At 56.7% G+C, this 14,554-nt stretch carries 14 protein-coding genes; 7 read left to right on the forward strand and 7 right to left on the reverse strand.

The window, feature by feature from the left end; translation table 11 throughout:
- Positions 1-77: 77 nt before the first annotated feature.
- From Q1K29_RS18135 to Q1K29_RS18155, 5 genes are all read right to left on the reverse strand, one after another.
- Complete coding sequence (locus Q1K29_RS18135; RefSeq protein ID WP_300396772.1) at positions 78-2,621, reverse strand: tetratricopeptide repeat protein; 2,544 nt, start codon at positions 2,619-2,621, stop codon at positions 78-80.
- Positions 2,622-2,742: 121 nt separating this feature from the next.
- Positions 2,743-3,570 (reverse strand): ABC transporter ATP-binding protein, encoded by an 828-nt coding sequence (locus Q1K29_RS18140; protein WP_300396774.1) that lies wholly within the window; start codon positions 3,568-3,570, stop codon positions 2,743-2,745.
- Entirely contained in the window at positions 3,567-5,555 is a 1,989-nt protein-coding gene (gene fhuB / locus Q1K29_RS18145) for a Fe(3+)-hydroxamate ABC transporter permease FhuB (RefSeq protein ID WP_300396776.1), read from the reverse strand. Before fhuB ends, Q1K29_RS18140 begins: the two co-directional genes overlap by 4 nt.
- Before the next feature lie 3 nt (positions 5,556-5,558).
- Entirely contained in the window at positions 5,559-6,344 is a 786-nt protein-coding gene (locus tag Q1K29_RS18150) for an ABC transporter substrate-binding protein (protein ID WP_300396778.1), read from the reverse strand.
- A 120-nt stretch (positions 6,345-6,464) separates the two neighbouring features.
- Positions 6,465-8,711: a TonB-dependent siderophore receptor gene (locus tag Q1K29_RS18155; RefSeq protein ID WP_300396780.1), complete on the reverse strand. Its 2,247-nt coding sequence runs from the start codon at positions 8,709-8,711 to the stop codon at positions 6,465-6,467.
- A gap of 239 nt (positions 8,712-8,950) precedes the next feature.
- Here Q1K29_RS18155 and Q1K29_RS18160 point away from each other — a divergent pair, with 239 nt between their 5' ends.
- Together Q1K29_RS18160 and Q1K29_RS18550 are read left to right on the forward strand one after the other, a co-directional pair.
- Positions 8,951-9,655, forward strand: coding sequence for an IS6 family transposase (locus tag Q1K29_RS18160; protein WP_300396782.1), 705 nt, complete (start codon positions 8,951-8,953; stop codon positions 9,653-9,655).
- Positions 9,615-10,163 (forward strand): flavodoxin domain-containing protein, encoded by a 549-nt coding sequence (locus Q1K29_RS18550; RefSeq protein ID WP_366524233.1) that lies wholly within the window; start codon positions 9,615-9,617, stop codon positions 10,161-10,163. Before Q1K29_RS18160 ends, Q1K29_RS18550 begins: the two co-directional genes overlap by 41 nt.
- 1 nt (position 10,164) lies before the next feature.
- Here Q1K29_RS18550 and Q1K29_RS18165 read toward each other — a convergent pair whose 3' ends face one another.
- Complete coding sequence (locus tag Q1K29_RS18165) at positions 10,165-10,479, reverse strand: hypothetical protein (protein WP_300396784.1); 315 nt, start codon at positions 10,477-10,479, stop codon at positions 10,165-10,167.
- Between the two features lie 127 nt (positions 10,480-10,606).
- Between Q1K29_RS18165 and Q1K29_RS18170 the strand changes: the two genes are divergently transcribed.
- Positions 10,607-11,548, forward strand: coding sequence for a cation diffusion facilitator family transporter (locus Q1K29_RS18170; protein ID WP_232912303.1), 942 nt, complete (start codon positions 10,607-10,609; stop codon positions 11,546-11,548).
- Complete coding sequence (locus Q1K29_RS18175) at positions 11,545-12,459, forward strand: DMT family transporter (protein ID WP_232912304.1); 915 nt, start codon at positions 11,545-11,547, stop codon at positions 12,457-12,459. The genes Q1K29_RS18170 and Q1K29_RS18175 overlap by 4 nt, the downstream gene beginning before the upstream one ends.
- On the opposite strand, the gene Q1K29_RS18180 is transcribed toward Q1K29_RS18175, so the two are convergent.
- Positions 12,447-12,887, reverse strand: coding sequence for a hypothetical protein (locus Q1K29_RS18180; RefSeq protein ID WP_300396787.1), 441 nt, complete (start codon positions 12,885-12,887; stop codon positions 12,447-12,449). The two genes, Q1K29_RS18175 and Q1K29_RS18180, sit on opposite strands and share 13 nt — an antisense overlap.
- A 103-nt stretch (positions 12,888-12,990) precedes the next feature.
- Here Q1K29_RS18180 and Q1K29_RS18185 point away from each other — a divergent pair, with 103 nt between their 5' ends.
- From Q1K29_RS18185 to Q1K29_RS18195, 3 genes are read left to right on the forward strand one after another with little or no spacing between them, the layout of a single operon-like run.
- The gene (locus tag Q1K29_RS18185; RefSeq protein WP_300396789.1) at positions 12,991-13,488 is read left to right on the forward strand and encodes a transposase; all 498 of its coding nucleotides are present in this window, start codon (positions 12,991-12,993) and stop codon (positions 13,486-13,488) included.
- Positions 13,485-13,721 carry a helix-turn-helix domain-containing protein gene (locus Q1K29_RS18190; protein WP_300396791.1) on the forward strand — a complete coding sequence of 79 codons (237 nt, stop codon included), beginning with the start codon at positions 13,485-13,487 and terminating at the stop codon, positions 13,719-13,721. Before Q1K29_RS18185 ends, Q1K29_RS18190 begins: the two co-directional genes overlap by 4 nt.
- A 35-nt stretch (positions 13,722-13,756) precedes the next feature.
- Complete coding sequence (locus tag Q1K29_RS18195; RefSeq protein WP_300396793.1) at positions 13,757-14,461, forward strand: IS6 family transposase; 705 nt, start codon at positions 13,757-13,759, stop codon at positions 14,459-14,461.
- The last annotated feature ends 93 nt before the right edge of the window (positions 14,462-14,554 follow it).

The raw sequence follows: 14,554 nt of genomic DNA on the forward strand, positions 1-14,554 counted from the left end.
CACTCGCTTGATTTTGTGCTTGCAGAACCGGGGCCGTCCACACATGACAGCACCGTTAGATGTATTTTCTTCACAAGCTATGCATTTGCTTGGCGACTTTCACCAGCTTCTAGCGCGGCAAGCTGATCGATGCGCGCTTTTGTGACCTTGTGATTGGGGCCATGGACCTTGTGTGACAAAGCAAGAGATCGTTTAAGTAGCGTTCGCGCGTCGGTGACATTGTTCTGCTCTAGTTCCAGCCAAGCTTCCATTCCGTCACACAACACAATTCCGTGAGACTCTAGTCCCAGTGCATCGCTGTAAACTTCTCGGGCGTCTCTCAAGGATTCATATGCTTCACTATAATGCCCATCACGGAGCATCACCTCAGCGAGATCTACCAAACTCCGAGCGGTGGCAGGATGCACTTTGTTATAGAGATTTCGTCGGATTCGTAATGAGTTGGCCAAAGATTTGCGGGCTTCAGCCAATCGTCCCATTCGGCTCAAGGTGCGGCCAAAAATGTTTAATGCGTAAGCCTCAAGCAGACTCTCATTATTTCCGATAAGCTCAAAAGCGCGTTGACAGTACATTGCAGCTTTGCCGAGTTCTGATCCGCCCATAGGGGAAGTCGAACTTTGATAGCTCACCTTTTCCAAATTGACGCGCGCCAGAGCAACAAACAGCATAGCGAGTTTTTCATTGCCTGGATTTGGCAACGCCTCCAGCAAGCTCAGCACCTCTTCGCCAAGTTGATCTGCTTGAGCATTGGTGTCGCCAGATTGCGCTACCTCCCATAATGCTTTTGTGACGAGAATTTCAGCGATGCGGACGCTGTTGGATGGTTCATAGTCTCGATAAAGTTCTAAGGACCGATCGAGAAGGCGCCCCGCTTTTCTCAATCCGTCTTGAGAAGGAGCTTGAAACGGAGCCATCCGTCTCATCAATTCTGCGGCCGCGATTTCAGCGCCTGGTACGGGTGTGAGATCTGCGCCAAGAATGTATTCTGCATGCGGCATTAGCCAGCGGGCTCGACTATAAGCCTTTTCGAAGTCTGAATCATCTATGGGGAATACAGCCTGAAGCGCATTTGTCAGCACCGCCAAAATCTCATTTCGTTTCTCGTCATCCAGCTGCGCAGGCACGACCTTGCGTACAAACCGGTGCATCCGAACAGCAACTTCTGTTGGTTTTGCGGCGGCATTATCGTCGACACTTTCTCGCAAAAGCAGGCCGCATTGAATCAGAACCAACGTGGCGTCGAACGTCGAATTAGCCGCCACCAAACTGCGCAGTGGTTCAGTCATAGTGGCCTGACTTTCCTCGAAGATAAAAAGCGGGATCCAGTCGGGTGCTAGCAATGAAAGATACAAAACAAACTCAGCTGCGGCCGGGTCTCGCTCTTGGGCATATGTGATGGCAATTTCGTAGGAAGTCGCTGCGGGCCTGTGGGCGTGATATTCAACCGGGACAGTAAGTTTGCTATTGAAGACTCTGTCGAATGTTTCGGCAAACAGACGAGCATAGGCAGTTGGGGTCATCCCTCGTAATGCACAGTAGGCGCCAGCCATTTCTAGCGCCAAAGGCAACCCTTCCAGTTCGCGCGAGATCTCTTCGGCAGTCTGCCGTTCGGAGTCCGGTACTGGGTCGTGAATTGGAATTCGGCGGATGAGGAAATCTCCACCCGTCTCCGCATTCCATGTGTCCACTCCGTATTCCTGAAATCGCCAATTGAAGCTGTTTGACGTAATCAGAATGCAGGCATTACCCCTCTTGGGGACAAATTCACGAATTGCCTGCTCGCTGATCGCATTGTCATAAATTATCAATAGGTCACGACCCTCGTCCTCCAACCGGTCGAGGATTTCGCGAACAGGAAATTCATCTGTTTCATCTGGCTGCACCCAGCCTAATCTAACACCCAACTGAGCAATGCCGACGCGAATGCTTTCCGGATCTGCTGCATTGATCCACCAACATAACCGGTAACGTTCGAGGTTCATCTCGGCGTAAGCCACTGCAACGGTGGTTTTTCCGCTACCTGGGATCCCTCCAAGGACTACAACCGGACGATGGCCAGACTCTTGTTGAAAGGAATCATCGATACGGCGCAAGATGTCGCCTCGGCCAAAAAGCCCATCGTGGAAAAAGCGCGGAGGCGCCGATATCTTAAGGTTGTGCGGAAGGCGCCCGGGGAAGGGCACAGGATTGATGGCTCGCTCTACCGCAAGAGCGGGAGCATCGGAGAAGTATGCTTGCAGTCGCGCCCTCACCTGAGCTTCAAACGCGTTGACCAGGTCACAGCGGCTTATGCTCATATACATGGCATCGATAACACAAGGGCGGATCATTGCTATTCGGCAAAAATCGGACCTCTCGGAACTGGCGCGGTGGGCGGCCGTTCGAAGTTCGTCAGCAGAATCTGTCTTACTACTGTCGAAGTATTCAGGGGATACGAGGCACAGTGTATAATCGCACTCTCGCAATTGAACCGACATCCAGTCGCGGAAATTTCCGCCACCAACGCCGCCTTGTTCCCAATCGTGAATTCGCACTTCGTGGCCCATAGAAATCAGCTCGTGACCGATCCAGTGGGCCCAAGGGCGGTCTGATGAAGTAAAGCTGATGAATATCCTTGCCATGCCGCTCCCTCCACTCAGGTGAGCTAGATTGTTCTAAGTTCGCCGCCAAAGCAACACGCTGTGCTCTCTGAAAAAAGCGACATGCTCAAGTTGTGTTAGGTCAAGACTACAATTCCGACGTTCATTTTCTGAGGCTCGCAAAGGCGTATTTCTCTTCGGAACCTGAGCGTGAAACGATAGTCATCGGCGTGTCGTAAATCGACTCGAGGGTGTTCGTATCCAGAAGTTCTGCGGCCTGTCCCTTCCAAACGATCTCACCGCTTTTCAAGGCGATGATATGGTCACAAAACCGAGCGGCCAGGTTGATGTCATGAAGGATCACGAAGATGGAAACGTCGCGAGAATTTGCCGCCTTCCTGATTAACTCCATCGTTTCGGCTTGATAGCGCAGGTCCAAGGCGGAAACTGGCTCATCGAGCAGGAGTGTCCTGGCTTCCTGCGCGAGCAGCATGGCAATCCAGCACCGCTGGCGTTCGCCGCCTGATAGAGTATCCGCAAATCTCTTCGCAAATCTCGTCATTCCCGTAATAGCAAGCGCCTCGGCAACCGCGTCCGAATCCCTGACTGTGAATGGCCCAAGGGCACCATGCCAAGGAAATCGTCCCATGCGGACAATTTCCTCAACTGTGAGCCCGGGAGTTGAAGGAATTGACTGAGGCAAATAGCCGACGAGTTTGGAAAACTCGCGTGTCCCGTAGGAACCATACTGACGGCCTTCAAGACGGCATTCGCCGGAGGACAATGGGGTCTGGCGTGCAAGGACTTTGAGCAGGGTCGACTTTCCTGCACCGTTAGGCCCGATCAGACCAGTAACCATTCCAGGAGCCAGCTCCAGATTGACGGAATCGATTAGCCGCTTTGCGTCAATCATAACTGTTCCGTCGGTCAGCTGAATGCTAACCGCTCCAGAATGCCGTTGACTGCTTCCACCTGATGGCCGCTCGGTCATCGCTGCCGCCCCTCTTGTGCAATGAGATAGAGAAGAATTGGGCCAGCCAGCAAACTTGCTAGAATTCCGGTCGGCAATTGAATCGGAAACGCGATGGTTCTTGCCAGGGCATCGGCTACGATCATCAGCAAAGCGCCCACCAGAGCGCTAAGCGCGAGCCCGGCCGGAACGCTGCGGATGCCACTGAGCCGAACAGCGTGAGGTGCCATCAACCCAACAAAGGTTATTGGCCCAATTACCGGCGTGGCGATGGCTGTCATTACGGCCGCAAGGACGAGCAGCAGAAGACGAGATGACAAGACCGGAACTCCGAGACTCATAGCCGTCGGCTCACCGAGTGGAAGTATCTTTAGCCATCGAGCACCAAGCACAGAGATACCAAGAAGCATTACTGCGGCAGTAGTTGTCGCCGCGGCTGCCGCAAGCTCAATCCCCCCGCTGGAGCCTGACATCCAGGCCAACAGCAGCACGGCGCTAGGGCTTCCACCGGCCATGAGCAGGCCCACGAGAGCGTCTGCTAAGGCCGAGAGGGCGACACCAGCAAGAAGAATGCGCTCCGGCGCAGCCGTCCGTCGTGCCGAGACGGCCAGGACGAACAATAGCGCTAAAAAGGACCCTATTACCGTAGATGCCGTCAAGCCAAGCGTGTAGCCACTACCAAACAGAAACAGAGTTGCTGCGGCGCCTAGAACTGCTCCAGCGCTGACTCCCATGATTTCGGGGCTGGCCATAGGATTGTGCGTCACCCGCTGCAAGATGTAGCCGGCAGTGGCCAGCAGCCCTCCTGCGCCAGCCGCGCCAAGCATTCTCGGCATACGCCAAGGCAAAACGTCTGGAAAGGCCTCCGGGCGAAGCAGATACCAGCTCCCATCCGGGGCACGCCCGAGCAGCAGGAGTAGGGCTGTGACACCAGCCAACACGCCGCCAATGGCCATACAGACCGGCAATGACCATCGCCGCGGTGAAGGCTGAAGCCTGAAAGCGGATTCGCTGACTTCGCCCTGGTGCGGCCTTGTTCGCATACGTGAAAGAAGAAGTAGCAGCAGAGGCGACCCGATGACTGCCGTGACCGCGCCTGTGGGAATAAAGGTGCCAGTTCTGTCGGCAGCGAGCTGCACGCAGACGTCGGTGACGAGCAGGATCAGGGCGCCCATGATACCGGACCAGATGCAGCGCGAGGGAAAGCGCTTTACTCTACCGAAACTCACCAGCGCGGGGGCGGCCAATCCGATGAATCCGATGACCCCTACCGCGCTTGTAACGAATGTGGCCAATAGTACGGCAAGGCCAATAGCGTATAAACGGATACGCTCAACACGCACGCCTACGCCCCTGGCCAGCTCTGCGCCTGCATCTAGCACTGACAGTGGCCGCATGAGGAGCGCGAGCGGAATCATTGTTATGATAAGCCTGATGCCGAGGTCTAGCGTCGGCTGCCAGCTCTGCTGGCTGAGCGAGCCACTGCCCCAGATGAACAAACCAACGAGGTAGCGATCCTTTGCGAGGACCAGGATTGTAGCTAAGGCGCCGCAATAGAGGCTGACGACGAGGCCCGCAAGAATTGTTGAGAGAGGCGAGTACCGTCGTGCCCGTGCTATTATGAGCACAATAGCCGTCGACATGATCGCCCCTGCAATGGCGACTAGGTCGCGGCCAAAACCGAAAAGTGCCGGCGCAAACACTGAGACAAACCCCAGCGCAAGCCGAGCACCCGCGCTCACTGCTAGCGTGTCAGGAGCCGCCAGCGGGTTACGCAGAACCTGTTGCAGGATTGCGCCTGATATCCCGAGCCCCGCACCGCAGAGCACGCACATGACCAGTCTGGGCAGCGTTGCATGTACCAGGATCAGGTTCTGGAATGTCTGATCCAGTGTTTGCGTATCGAATAAGTCCTGTACCGGCCGAAAGAGAAGCACACTGACTAGAATTAGTGCCAAGCAAAACAGACAGGCAGAGAGTAATCGAGGATCGAGCGCTTGCTTCAAAAACTATCCCCACCTTTCTTCGAGGTGAGCGACAATCAGCTTGGCGAAGCGCGCTGCTGAGGGAAGCGAACCGAACATGAAAACGGGAGGAATTGAGCCTTGGTGGCCGGAAACGACAAAGGGCAATCTCTTCCACAACGGGCTTTCGGCGAGCGCATGTGAAATATCCGGTTGGACCGGCTCTACTGCAATGAGTTCTACGTTTTCCTGCGTCGCAAGATCCTCCAAACCAACCGTCGAATATCCGAAGTAGCCAACATCTCCTTGCCAGGCATTTTCCAACCCTAGCCACGCCATGGCGTCGGCATAAAGACTGCTGCCAGAATAGACCCGAGCATGCCGGTTATCTATGAAGGTCACCATAAGGACCGGACGCTGTTTCAGGCGTGCCAGCCGCATTTTGACATCTTCACGCAAGGTCTCGAGCTCACGGAGAAAGTCTTCCAGTGCCGATTCTGCGCCAATTAGAAAGGCAAGATCGCGGCTGGCTTTCATGCGTTGTCCGAGCGGCTCCTCACTTGGATCGTATACCGACAGCTTCTCCGAGCGCGCGATACGGTCGAATTTGAGTTTCTGATGCTCAAGGAAAGGAGAGAAGAGAATGAGGTCCGGCTTCAGAGCGGCCATCAACTCGAAATTCAGTTCCTGTTGCAGGCCGAGATCGGCCGTCTGCTCCGGAAGCTCGGGTTCCACGACAAAGCGTTTCCAATCTGCCGCCGCGACGACGCCGGCTGGCGCTCTGCCCAGAGCGATCATGGTTTCGGCGAGCGCCCAGTCAAGCGAGAGCACTCCCCCCTGCATGGAGTGCTCTAAACTGTCGGGCGAACAGGCGGCGAGTGTAGCCAGCCCCACAGTTTTGAGAAGCGTTCTCCTCGTCGGAAAAATCATAGCGTCAAGCAATGCAGCTCGCTAAAATCGGGTGGAAACCGAAAATGCAACCGTCCTGGGCGCGCCAGGCGATGTCGCGGCCCAGTAGTCCTCATCGGTAGCGTTCTTCACGTTAAGCCGCGCTGTAACAGCCTTGCCGTATAGCTCGGTCTCGTAACGAATCCCAAGATCCACTAGCGTGTAGCTTTCAAGGTCTCTGCTGTTGAGCGGATTCTGATAGCTTTCGCCATTGAAATAGGCGCCAGCGGAAAAGGTCCAGCCTGGCAGCGCATTTGGAAGGAATTCGCCATAAAGCTTAAAAACTTCTTCGGCCACGCCATAGGGCTTCTTGCCCTCCAGCGCTGGATCGGAGCTGTCTTTGATCTCATTATCCATTAGAGTGAGACCGGCGATGAGGTTCACCTGGTCATTTGGCTTGCCGATGGCGCTGAACTCGATCCCCTTATGGACCTCCAGGCCGTCCTGCACAAAGGTGCCGGTCGCCGTTCCGTCATTTGAGCGTTCGCTCGCCTTTTCGATCTGGAACAGGGCAGCTGTGAGGAGGAGGTCGCCGTAATCCACCTTCGTGCCAAATTCATACTGTTCGCTGCGCAGCGGCGGTAGCATTTCGAAGGCGTTTGCATAGGACGCGCCGACGATCGATCCCTGCTCGATGGACTCGATATAGGTAACATAGGTATTCCAGCCCGGCGCGGGCTTATACATGATCGAAGCAGTAGGCGTGACGGCTGACTCATCATAGTCAGAGTTGGGGAGCGGGTCACCTGTTGCAAAATCGAAGCTTTCCGAGGCTATATTGGCGTAGTTGGCGCCAACGAGAAGCGACCACTGGTCATTGAACACAACCTCGTCGCCCAGAACAGCATTGACGTTCTGGCTCGTTGCGTTCACCACCCAGCGGGAGTCGTCGATATCCCAGTCCGGAATACTCAGATCGTTTACCGAACGATCCGAAAAGTCGAACTCGTAGGGTCCGTCAAAAAAGGACGGAAAGCCATTCGACACGATAGCTAGGCGGTTTTGATAGTCATACCCGTTTACCCCCAGGGTCAGGCGATGCTGGATTGGGCCGGTGGAGAAACTGCGGTCGAGATAGGCATAACCGCCATTGGTTTCTGCCGAAAACTTCCCGCCATAGAGAGTGAACTGGTAGCTAGTCTCGTCCGGTTGCAGGCTGCCGAGACCGTAGACCATTTCACGCACGTCGTACTTATACTGATAGGCTGCTCGGAAGGCCCACTTTTCATCCGGCTGGTAAACCATGGAAAGATGAGCAAGATCGGAATCAGTGTCGAGATAGGTCTCACGAGGCGCATAGAGCTTCGAGCCGTCGACAGGTGCCGGAACATCACCGCCAAGAAAAAACTGGAACTGGCGGCCGTCGAGATGATAATTCTTGGTCGAGAGGAAAAGCTCGAATGCAAGGTCGCTGGTTGGACGCCAGTCCATCGCGCCGCTGACCATCCAGCGCCGTAGGCTCTGTTCGTCGATCGATGTGTCGCCATCCTGCGTCAGCAGATTGATGCGGTAACCGACCGTATCCCCGGAATCGATAGTGCCACCAAGATCAAGGTGCGCGAAATACTGGCTACCGCCGTAGTTTCCAACAGTCAGGTTTCGTAAATTGTCTTCCGTCGGTCCCTTGAGTTCGTAATTGATCAATCCGCCTACCGGGCTTGCTCCGAACAGAAAGCCTGAAAGTCCATTGAAAATTTCGAGATTCTCGATCTCCTCGACAAACACACCCTGACCGAGATTGTTGTTTTGCACGCCGTTTACATAGGCGCGCGCAACGTTGAACCCGCGGATAGTGGCTTGGGCGATGTTATTGACGGCCTGCGACTGCCCCGTCTGAACCAGCGGGCTGATAGTGAACAGGCTATCCAGGCTTCGCGACGTCGTATCTTCGATCAAATCATCTGAAAGCACGGTGATGGAGTACGGAAGATCCTCGATGGCACGGTTGGCCCAAGGACCTGTTGTTGTGGCGCCATCTGGCTTGAATCCGGCGTCTTCGTCGGAAGTGGAACCACGCGCTTCCAAAACAACAATCTTGTCCAGCACCGTAGTCTGGTCTTCACTTCGCGGCTGTGCAGGGTCGGCTTCTGCTTGCAGGGCCGGCAAGACCAGGGCACTCAGAACTGCAACTATGGTACTTGTCCGCAGCAGGCAGCGGCCAAAATTATTCCTATCGCCGATTACCATCGTGGATCGGTTCGGCGCCCCAAATGCGGCGTTCATTGTGCAAAATTTGTTGATTCTGGTCATATCGCGTGTCCCCCGACCTGCTGAAATTATGGTTAGGTGGATAGAAAACCCAAAACAACAGCAAATTTGAATTCTGGTTGCCTGCGGCTGGTGTTGCACAGTTTTCAGAATGTGAATGCGTTTGAAGTTCGTGGGCAGGCATCTGGGCGATCCTCTCGAGAGAAGCCGATGAACCATGAGGGCATTGTCAGCGGAAAAGGCCGATTGAGCGCGTAGGATGATACGGATAGCGTCACCTCATGTCCCGCAATCCATTCCTCTACTTCAAAACGTCACCCGAAATTATCCAGCTCGCGGTGATGATGTATGTCCGCTTCCCGCTGTCCTTTCGCAATGTCGAAGACCTTCTCCACGAACGCGGGATCGACATCTGCCACGAGAGCGTGAGGAAGTGGGTAGATCGTTTTGGCCCGATGTTCGCCGGCAAGATTCGCGGGCGCCGAGCCAGCTACATGAGACAGATCACTCAATGGCAGTGGCACCTGGACGAGGTCTTCGTGAAGATCAATGGAGAGACCCACTATCTCTGGCGGGCCGTCGATCACGAAGGCGAAGTGTTGGAAAGCTATGTCACGAAAACACGAGATAAATCAGCGGCTTTGCGATTCTTGAAGAAAGCCATGAAGCGCTACGGTGCACCGCGGACAGTCGTCACCGACCGCCTAAGATCATATGGCGCAGCGATGAAGGAGATCGGAAATCACGACCGCCAGGAGGTCGGTCGCCACCTCAATAATCGGGCAGAAAATAGCCATCTGCCGTTCCGGCGACGAGAGCGGGCGATGTCCCGGTTCAGGCGAATGTCGAACCTCCAGAAATTCGCTTCGACCCACGCCTCATTTCACAATCACTTCAATCTCGACCGCCACATCAACCATCGCCAGACGTTCAAATCAAACCGCGATGCTGCTCTTCAGGAATGGCGCGGTCTTCTGGTTGGATAGGGTAGGGCGTGTCGTGCGCTGCTGGAGACGCGTTCGCATTCCACTGACAGCACCGGTTGCAGGCTATTTTGCAGGACTTGACGCTGGACGGGGACAAGACGTCGGTGAGGGAGCTGACACAAAAGAAGAACACCGCAAGCTGGCAATTCTGTTCGGATCGGAAACCGGCAATGCGGCAGAGATAGCGAGCTCCCTGCACAGCGAAACGCAGAAGTCTGGACTGACGTCCTCAGTGCACGACATGGCAGATTATAAAGTTCGCAAAATTACAGAAGAACAGGACATACTGATCGTTGTCAGCACGCATGGTGAAGGCGAGCCACCGCAGCCTGCGATAAATTTTTTCGAGTTCATGGAAAGCCGTAAAGCGCCTCGTCTCGACGGCCTGCGATTCTCGGTCCTCGCCCTCGGAGATTCCACTTATGAATTCTATTGTCAGGCTGGAGCCCCCAGTGTCAGGATTTGCCTAGCTTCCCCAGCTAAGCATTTTTTTTGGCTGGTAGGGTAGATCACTTGAAGTAGAGGAAAAGCCCTGTAGTGTCTTCAAAGAGGCTTTGGAGCATATCGCAATACACATCATCATACTCTTTGAGAACAACAGCAGTATTCTCCACCGCACGAAAGAAAATCATACGGTAGGTATCAGAGCCAAGACAGTAGATAATCCGCACGACATTAGAGCGAACACCTTCAATCTCTTCCGCTGTGCCTTCAAACTTGATATCAACAATGGTATCACCTTCATTGCCCATCGGCACCGCAGAACCTTCAACATGACCACCAGCACCCATAGCAGGTTTGCCACCAATAAGCTTTAGTGCCATGTGACCGTCGCCGAACCAGAAAAGCAGGTGGCGTGAATGATCTCAGAGGCGACAGATTCCTTGACAACTACCGAACACGATGCCCATGAGCGAATGGCACGTACTGAAACGGAGACAAGGTGCGCTTATGAATCACGGCAACGGCGGTCACGGCCATGCGGGGCACATGCCTTCCAGTGGATCTGGAATGGCGATTTCGGCCTGGCTGACGGGGATCTACTTCTTCATCGAGATGGGCATCGGTCTTTGGACCGGCTCGGTCGCGGTGATCTCGGACGCCTTCCACACCTTCTCGGCGGTGGGTGGCGTGCTGGTGGCCATCACCGCTGCCCGGCTCGCCCGCCGCCCGGCTGATGAGGACCGCAGCTTCGGCTGGTATCGCGCCGAGATCGTGGGTGCCCTGGTCAACGGCGGCTTTTTGCTGAGCATGGCGCTGATCGTGGTCGTGATGGCCGGCATGCGGATGACCGACCCCATTGATCTGTCCACGGCACCCATGCTGTGGGCGGCGGCTGGCGGCCTGCTTACCGAGATCGTCTCGCTGGGCCTGATCTGGAAACAAAGCCGCAGCGACCTGAACGTCAAAGGCGCATTGTGGCATATCATCCAGACTTTCGTCGGCAGCCTGCTCATCATCGTCACCGCGCTGGTGATTCGCTTCACCGGGTTCTTGCTGATCGACCCGCTGCTTGGCATGGCCTTCGGCTTCGTACTGTTGTGGGCGAGCTGGGGTATCCTGCGCGATGCCACCCATTTGCTGATGGAGGGTACGCCCTCCGAGATTCGACTGGCCGAGGTGACGGAAGCACTGATAGCGCTTGACGGCGTGGAAAATGCTCATCACGTGCACGCCTGGGCACTGACCAGCGGCCGTTACGTATTCTCCGGTCACCTGCGAATCTCCGACGGCACCGATCCACAGGCCGTGCTCAAAGCCGGCTATAGCATGCTCAAGGATCATTATGGCTTTTTCTTCGCCACACTGCAGGTGGAGACCACCTGTCTCGACGAGTCAGGTGCCGAAGTGATCGATGTCACGCGACCGGCGAGCAAGGGAGGGCAGGCATGAACACCCTCCTTCTGCTTGCGCTGATCACGGTCTCCGAGGCGACCATCGGTGTGTTCGTTAAGCTTACCGACGGGCGGATTCCGATCCAAACTTTGACCTTCTATGCCATGGCCTTCGCGGCGGCCTTCCTATTCATAGCGCGGGCCCTGGCAACTCGGCAATGGCCTCGGTTTCCCAAAGGCAACGTCAAGGATACCGCCATCATCGGCGTACTGATCGCCACCCAGGGCGGCGTCTTCAACTTCGCCATGTCACTTGTGCCGATCGCCAACGCGGTGATCTTCTGGAGCATCGCGCCATTCTTCGTGTTCATCTTTTCGGCGCTGTTCTTGGGCGAGAAGGCGCGCAGGAGCTATGTCTTGATCTTCGCCATCGCCCTGATCGGTATCGCGCTCGCCAATCCGCTCGGCGGCGGCCATATGCTGGGCAACCTCGTGGCGCTGGCCACCGGGGCGATCTACGCCGCGATGGTTACCTACATGCGCTATGAGGGCAAGACCGAGACCGGGAATGACATCGCCTGGTCGCTGCTAGTCGCGGCGCTGGTGCTCTCGCCGTTCCTGTTGATCGCGGGTCCCGGCCAGGTGGCGATGACGATCGCCTATCCGGCACTCGGCGTGGAACTGCCGGTGATGCTCTGGGCCGCAAGCCTGGGCATCGTGTCCACGGGCTTCGCCTATTTCGGCATCTCCATCGTCTTGAAGTCGCTCAATGCCAACGTCTATGCCCTGGTCGATATCATCGTCTCGCCGGTGGTGGCCTCGAGCCTGGGTTTTCTGATCTTCGCAGAGGTGCCGGGCCGAGGCATGATCTATGGCGGCGCCTTGCTGCTCGGCGCCGGCTTCTGGCTGACCCGCGAGATGTCGCGGGGTCGGGAAAGCCAGGCCGTGCATCCCTGTCAGGGCGTATAGATTTTACCGAGGACGAAATACTTCGGCTGTTTGCCGCGAGCCTCGCCGGTGGGCACGCACCAACGGGTGCGTACCTGGGGATTCGGACGCTGCGGCACCAGCCCGCACTCCGTGAACAGCAATCCGACCCTGAAGGGGTCGAGACCGATTGACTGTCGCGCCTGCAGGCTGAGGCCCACCTCGAAGGCCCCCAGGCCCAGCATCGCCAGCAGCGTCAGCGTCAGAAAGCCACCGATGGCCCGAGGCGACGCCGGCTCGTCGGCAGGCGGACGGTGTGCCGACTGTTCGCGAACGTGATGGTAGAGCAACAGCCACACCGCACCGGCGAGTCCCGCCGTGACCACGAAGGGCCAGGCCACGGGTCCGCCGAGCAGCATCTCGGATTGCGGCATCACCATCGGAATGCTGGCGAGCCAACCGCTGAGCATGGGGCCGGACAGGAAGCCCAGGGTGCCCCCAGTGTCAGGATGACTGTCGTGCCCTCTGATACCCTGTTCCTATAAATCGATCAGGGGGCGAAAGGAGACACTCATGCCTCGTTACTCAGAGGAGCGCCGGCAAGCCGTGGTCACCAAGCTGCTGCCTCCCCACAACCTCTCCCCACAGGTAATCGCGGAGCAGGAGGGGATCTCGCTGGGCACCGTCTACAAGTGGCGCAAGGAAGCCCGTGCCGAAGGGCGCTGTCTGCCGGATGCTCTGGGCAAGGGCGCCGATGGCTGGTCGTCCAAGGATAAGTTCAGCGCCGTGATCGAGACCGCCTCGATGAACGCTCAGGAGACCGCGGAATACTGCCGTCGCCGGGGCGTCTATCCCGAGCAGCTGGAGCGGTGGCGCCATGACTGCGAGCAGGCTGCCAGTCTCTCGCACTCGGAACGCCAGCGTGAAGCCGACGCGGCCAAGCAGCAGCGCAAGCGCATCAAGGCGCTGGAAAAGGAGCTCGCCCGCAAGAACGAGGCCCTGGCGGAGACCGCAGCGTTACTGGCCCTCAGAAAAAAGGCGAGGGCGATCTGGGGGGGCGAGGACGCATGATCAGCACCCCAGATCGCCAACGCGCCATCGCGCTGATCGAAGAGGCCAGGGCCCAGGGAGCACGCCTGGAGGCCGCCTGCCGAGAGCTGGGCATCACCGCCAGGACGTACCAGCGCTGGACACGCGGCGGCGAGCTGCACGAGGACCAGCGCCCTTTGGTCGACCGGCCGGTGCCGGCTAATGCGCTGACACCGGCCGAAGAACAGGAGAGGGATTGTCAGCGGAACGGCTGATTGAGCCTGTCGGGAGATCCGGGTAGCATCACGGGATGCCCCAAAACCCGTTCCGCTACTTTAAGACATCGCCCGAAATCATCCAGCTTGCGGTGATGATGTACGTTCGTTTTCCGCTCTCGCTTCGGAATGTCGAAGACCTTCTCCATGAGCGCGGGATCGATGTCTGCCATGAGAGCGTGAGGCTGTGGGTTGATCGGTTCGGGCCGATGTTCGCCGGCAAGATCCGCGTCCGCCGCGCCAGCTACATGCGTCATATCACCCAATGGCAGTGGCACCTGGACGAGGTGTTCGTGAAGATCAACGGAGAGACCCACTATCTCTGGCGAGCCGTCGATCATGAGGGCGAGGTCCTGGAAAGTTATGTAACGAAAACTAGAGACAAATTAGCGGCTTTGAAGTTTCTTCGGAAAGCCATGAAGCGCTATGGCGCGCCTAGAACCATCGTCACCGACCGACTTCGATCCTACGGTGCGGCTATGAAAGTGATCGGAAATCACGACCGCAAGGAGGTCGGTCGTCACCTCAACAACCGGGCGGAGAACAGCCATCTGCCACTGCGACGGCGAGAGCGGGCCATGTCCAGATTTCGAAGGATGAGCCAGCTTCAGAAGTTCGCCTCGACACACGCGTCACTGCACAATCATTTCAACCTCGACCGCCACATCAACCGCCGCCAGACTTTCAAATCCAACCGCGACGCTGCTCTCCGGGAATGGCGCCAGCTGCTGGCTGGATAGGGTAGGGCGTGTCTAGCGCTGCTGGAGACGGGTTCGCGTTAGACTGATGGGGTGGACGGCCCCTCCCACCGGCATCGTGATGTGCCATGCTGG

The sequence above is a fragment of the Henriciella sp. genome, from assembly GCF_029937755.1.
Taxonomy (GTDB): Bacteria; Pseudomonadota; Alphaproteobacteria; order Caulobacterales; family Hyphomonadaceae; genus Henriciella.

Coding starts and splice junctions, on each gene's coding strand:
- Q1K29_RS18135 (WP_300396772.1), bottom strand. CDS start 2,621: ATGGCAAGGATATTCATCAGCTTTACTTCATCAGACCGCCCTTGGGCC.
- Q1K29_RS18140 (WP_300396774.1), bottom strand. CDS start 3,570: ATGACCGAGCGGCCATCAGGTGGAAGCAGTCAACGGCATTCTGGAGCG.
- Q1K29_RS18155 (WP_300396780.1), bottom strand. CDS start 8,711: ATGACCAGAATCAACAAATTTTGCACAATGAACGCCGCATTTGGGGCG.
- Q1K29_RS18160 (WP_300396782.1), top strand. CDS start 8,951: ATGTCCCGCAATCCATTCCTCTACTTCAAAACGTCACCCGAAATTATC.
- Q1K29_RS18550 (WP_366524233.1), top strand. CDS start 9,615: ATGCTGCTCTTCAGGAATGGCGCGGTCTTCTGGTTGGATAGGGTAGGG.
- Q1K29_RS18165 (WP_300396784.1), bottom strand. CDS start 10,479: ATGGCACTAAAGCTTATTGGTGGCAAACCTGCTATGGGTGCTGGTGGT.
- Q1K29_RS18170 (WP_232912303.1), top strand. CDS start 10,607: ATGAATCACGGCAACGGCGGTCACGGCCATGCGGGGCACATGCCTTCC.
- Q1K29_RS18175 (WP_232912304.1), top strand. CDS start 11,545: ATGAACACCCTCCTTCTGCTTGCGCTGATCACGGTCTCCGAGGCGACC.
- Q1K29_RS18180 (WP_300396787.1), bottom strand. CDS start 12,887: ATGCTCAGCGGTTGGCTCGCCAGCATTCCGATGGTGATGCCGCAATCC.
- Q1K29_RS18185 (WP_300396789.1), top strand. CDS start 12,991: ATGCCTCGTTACTCAGAGGAGCGCCGGCAAGCCGTGGTCACCAAGCTG.
- Q1K29_RS18190 (WP_300396791.1), top strand. CDS start 13,485: ATGATCAGCACCCCAGATCGCCAACGCGCCATCGCGCTGATCGAAGAG.
- Q1K29_RS18195 (WP_300396793.1), top strand. CDS start 13,757: ATGCCCCAAAACCCGTTCCGCTACTTTAAGACATCGCCCGAAATCATC.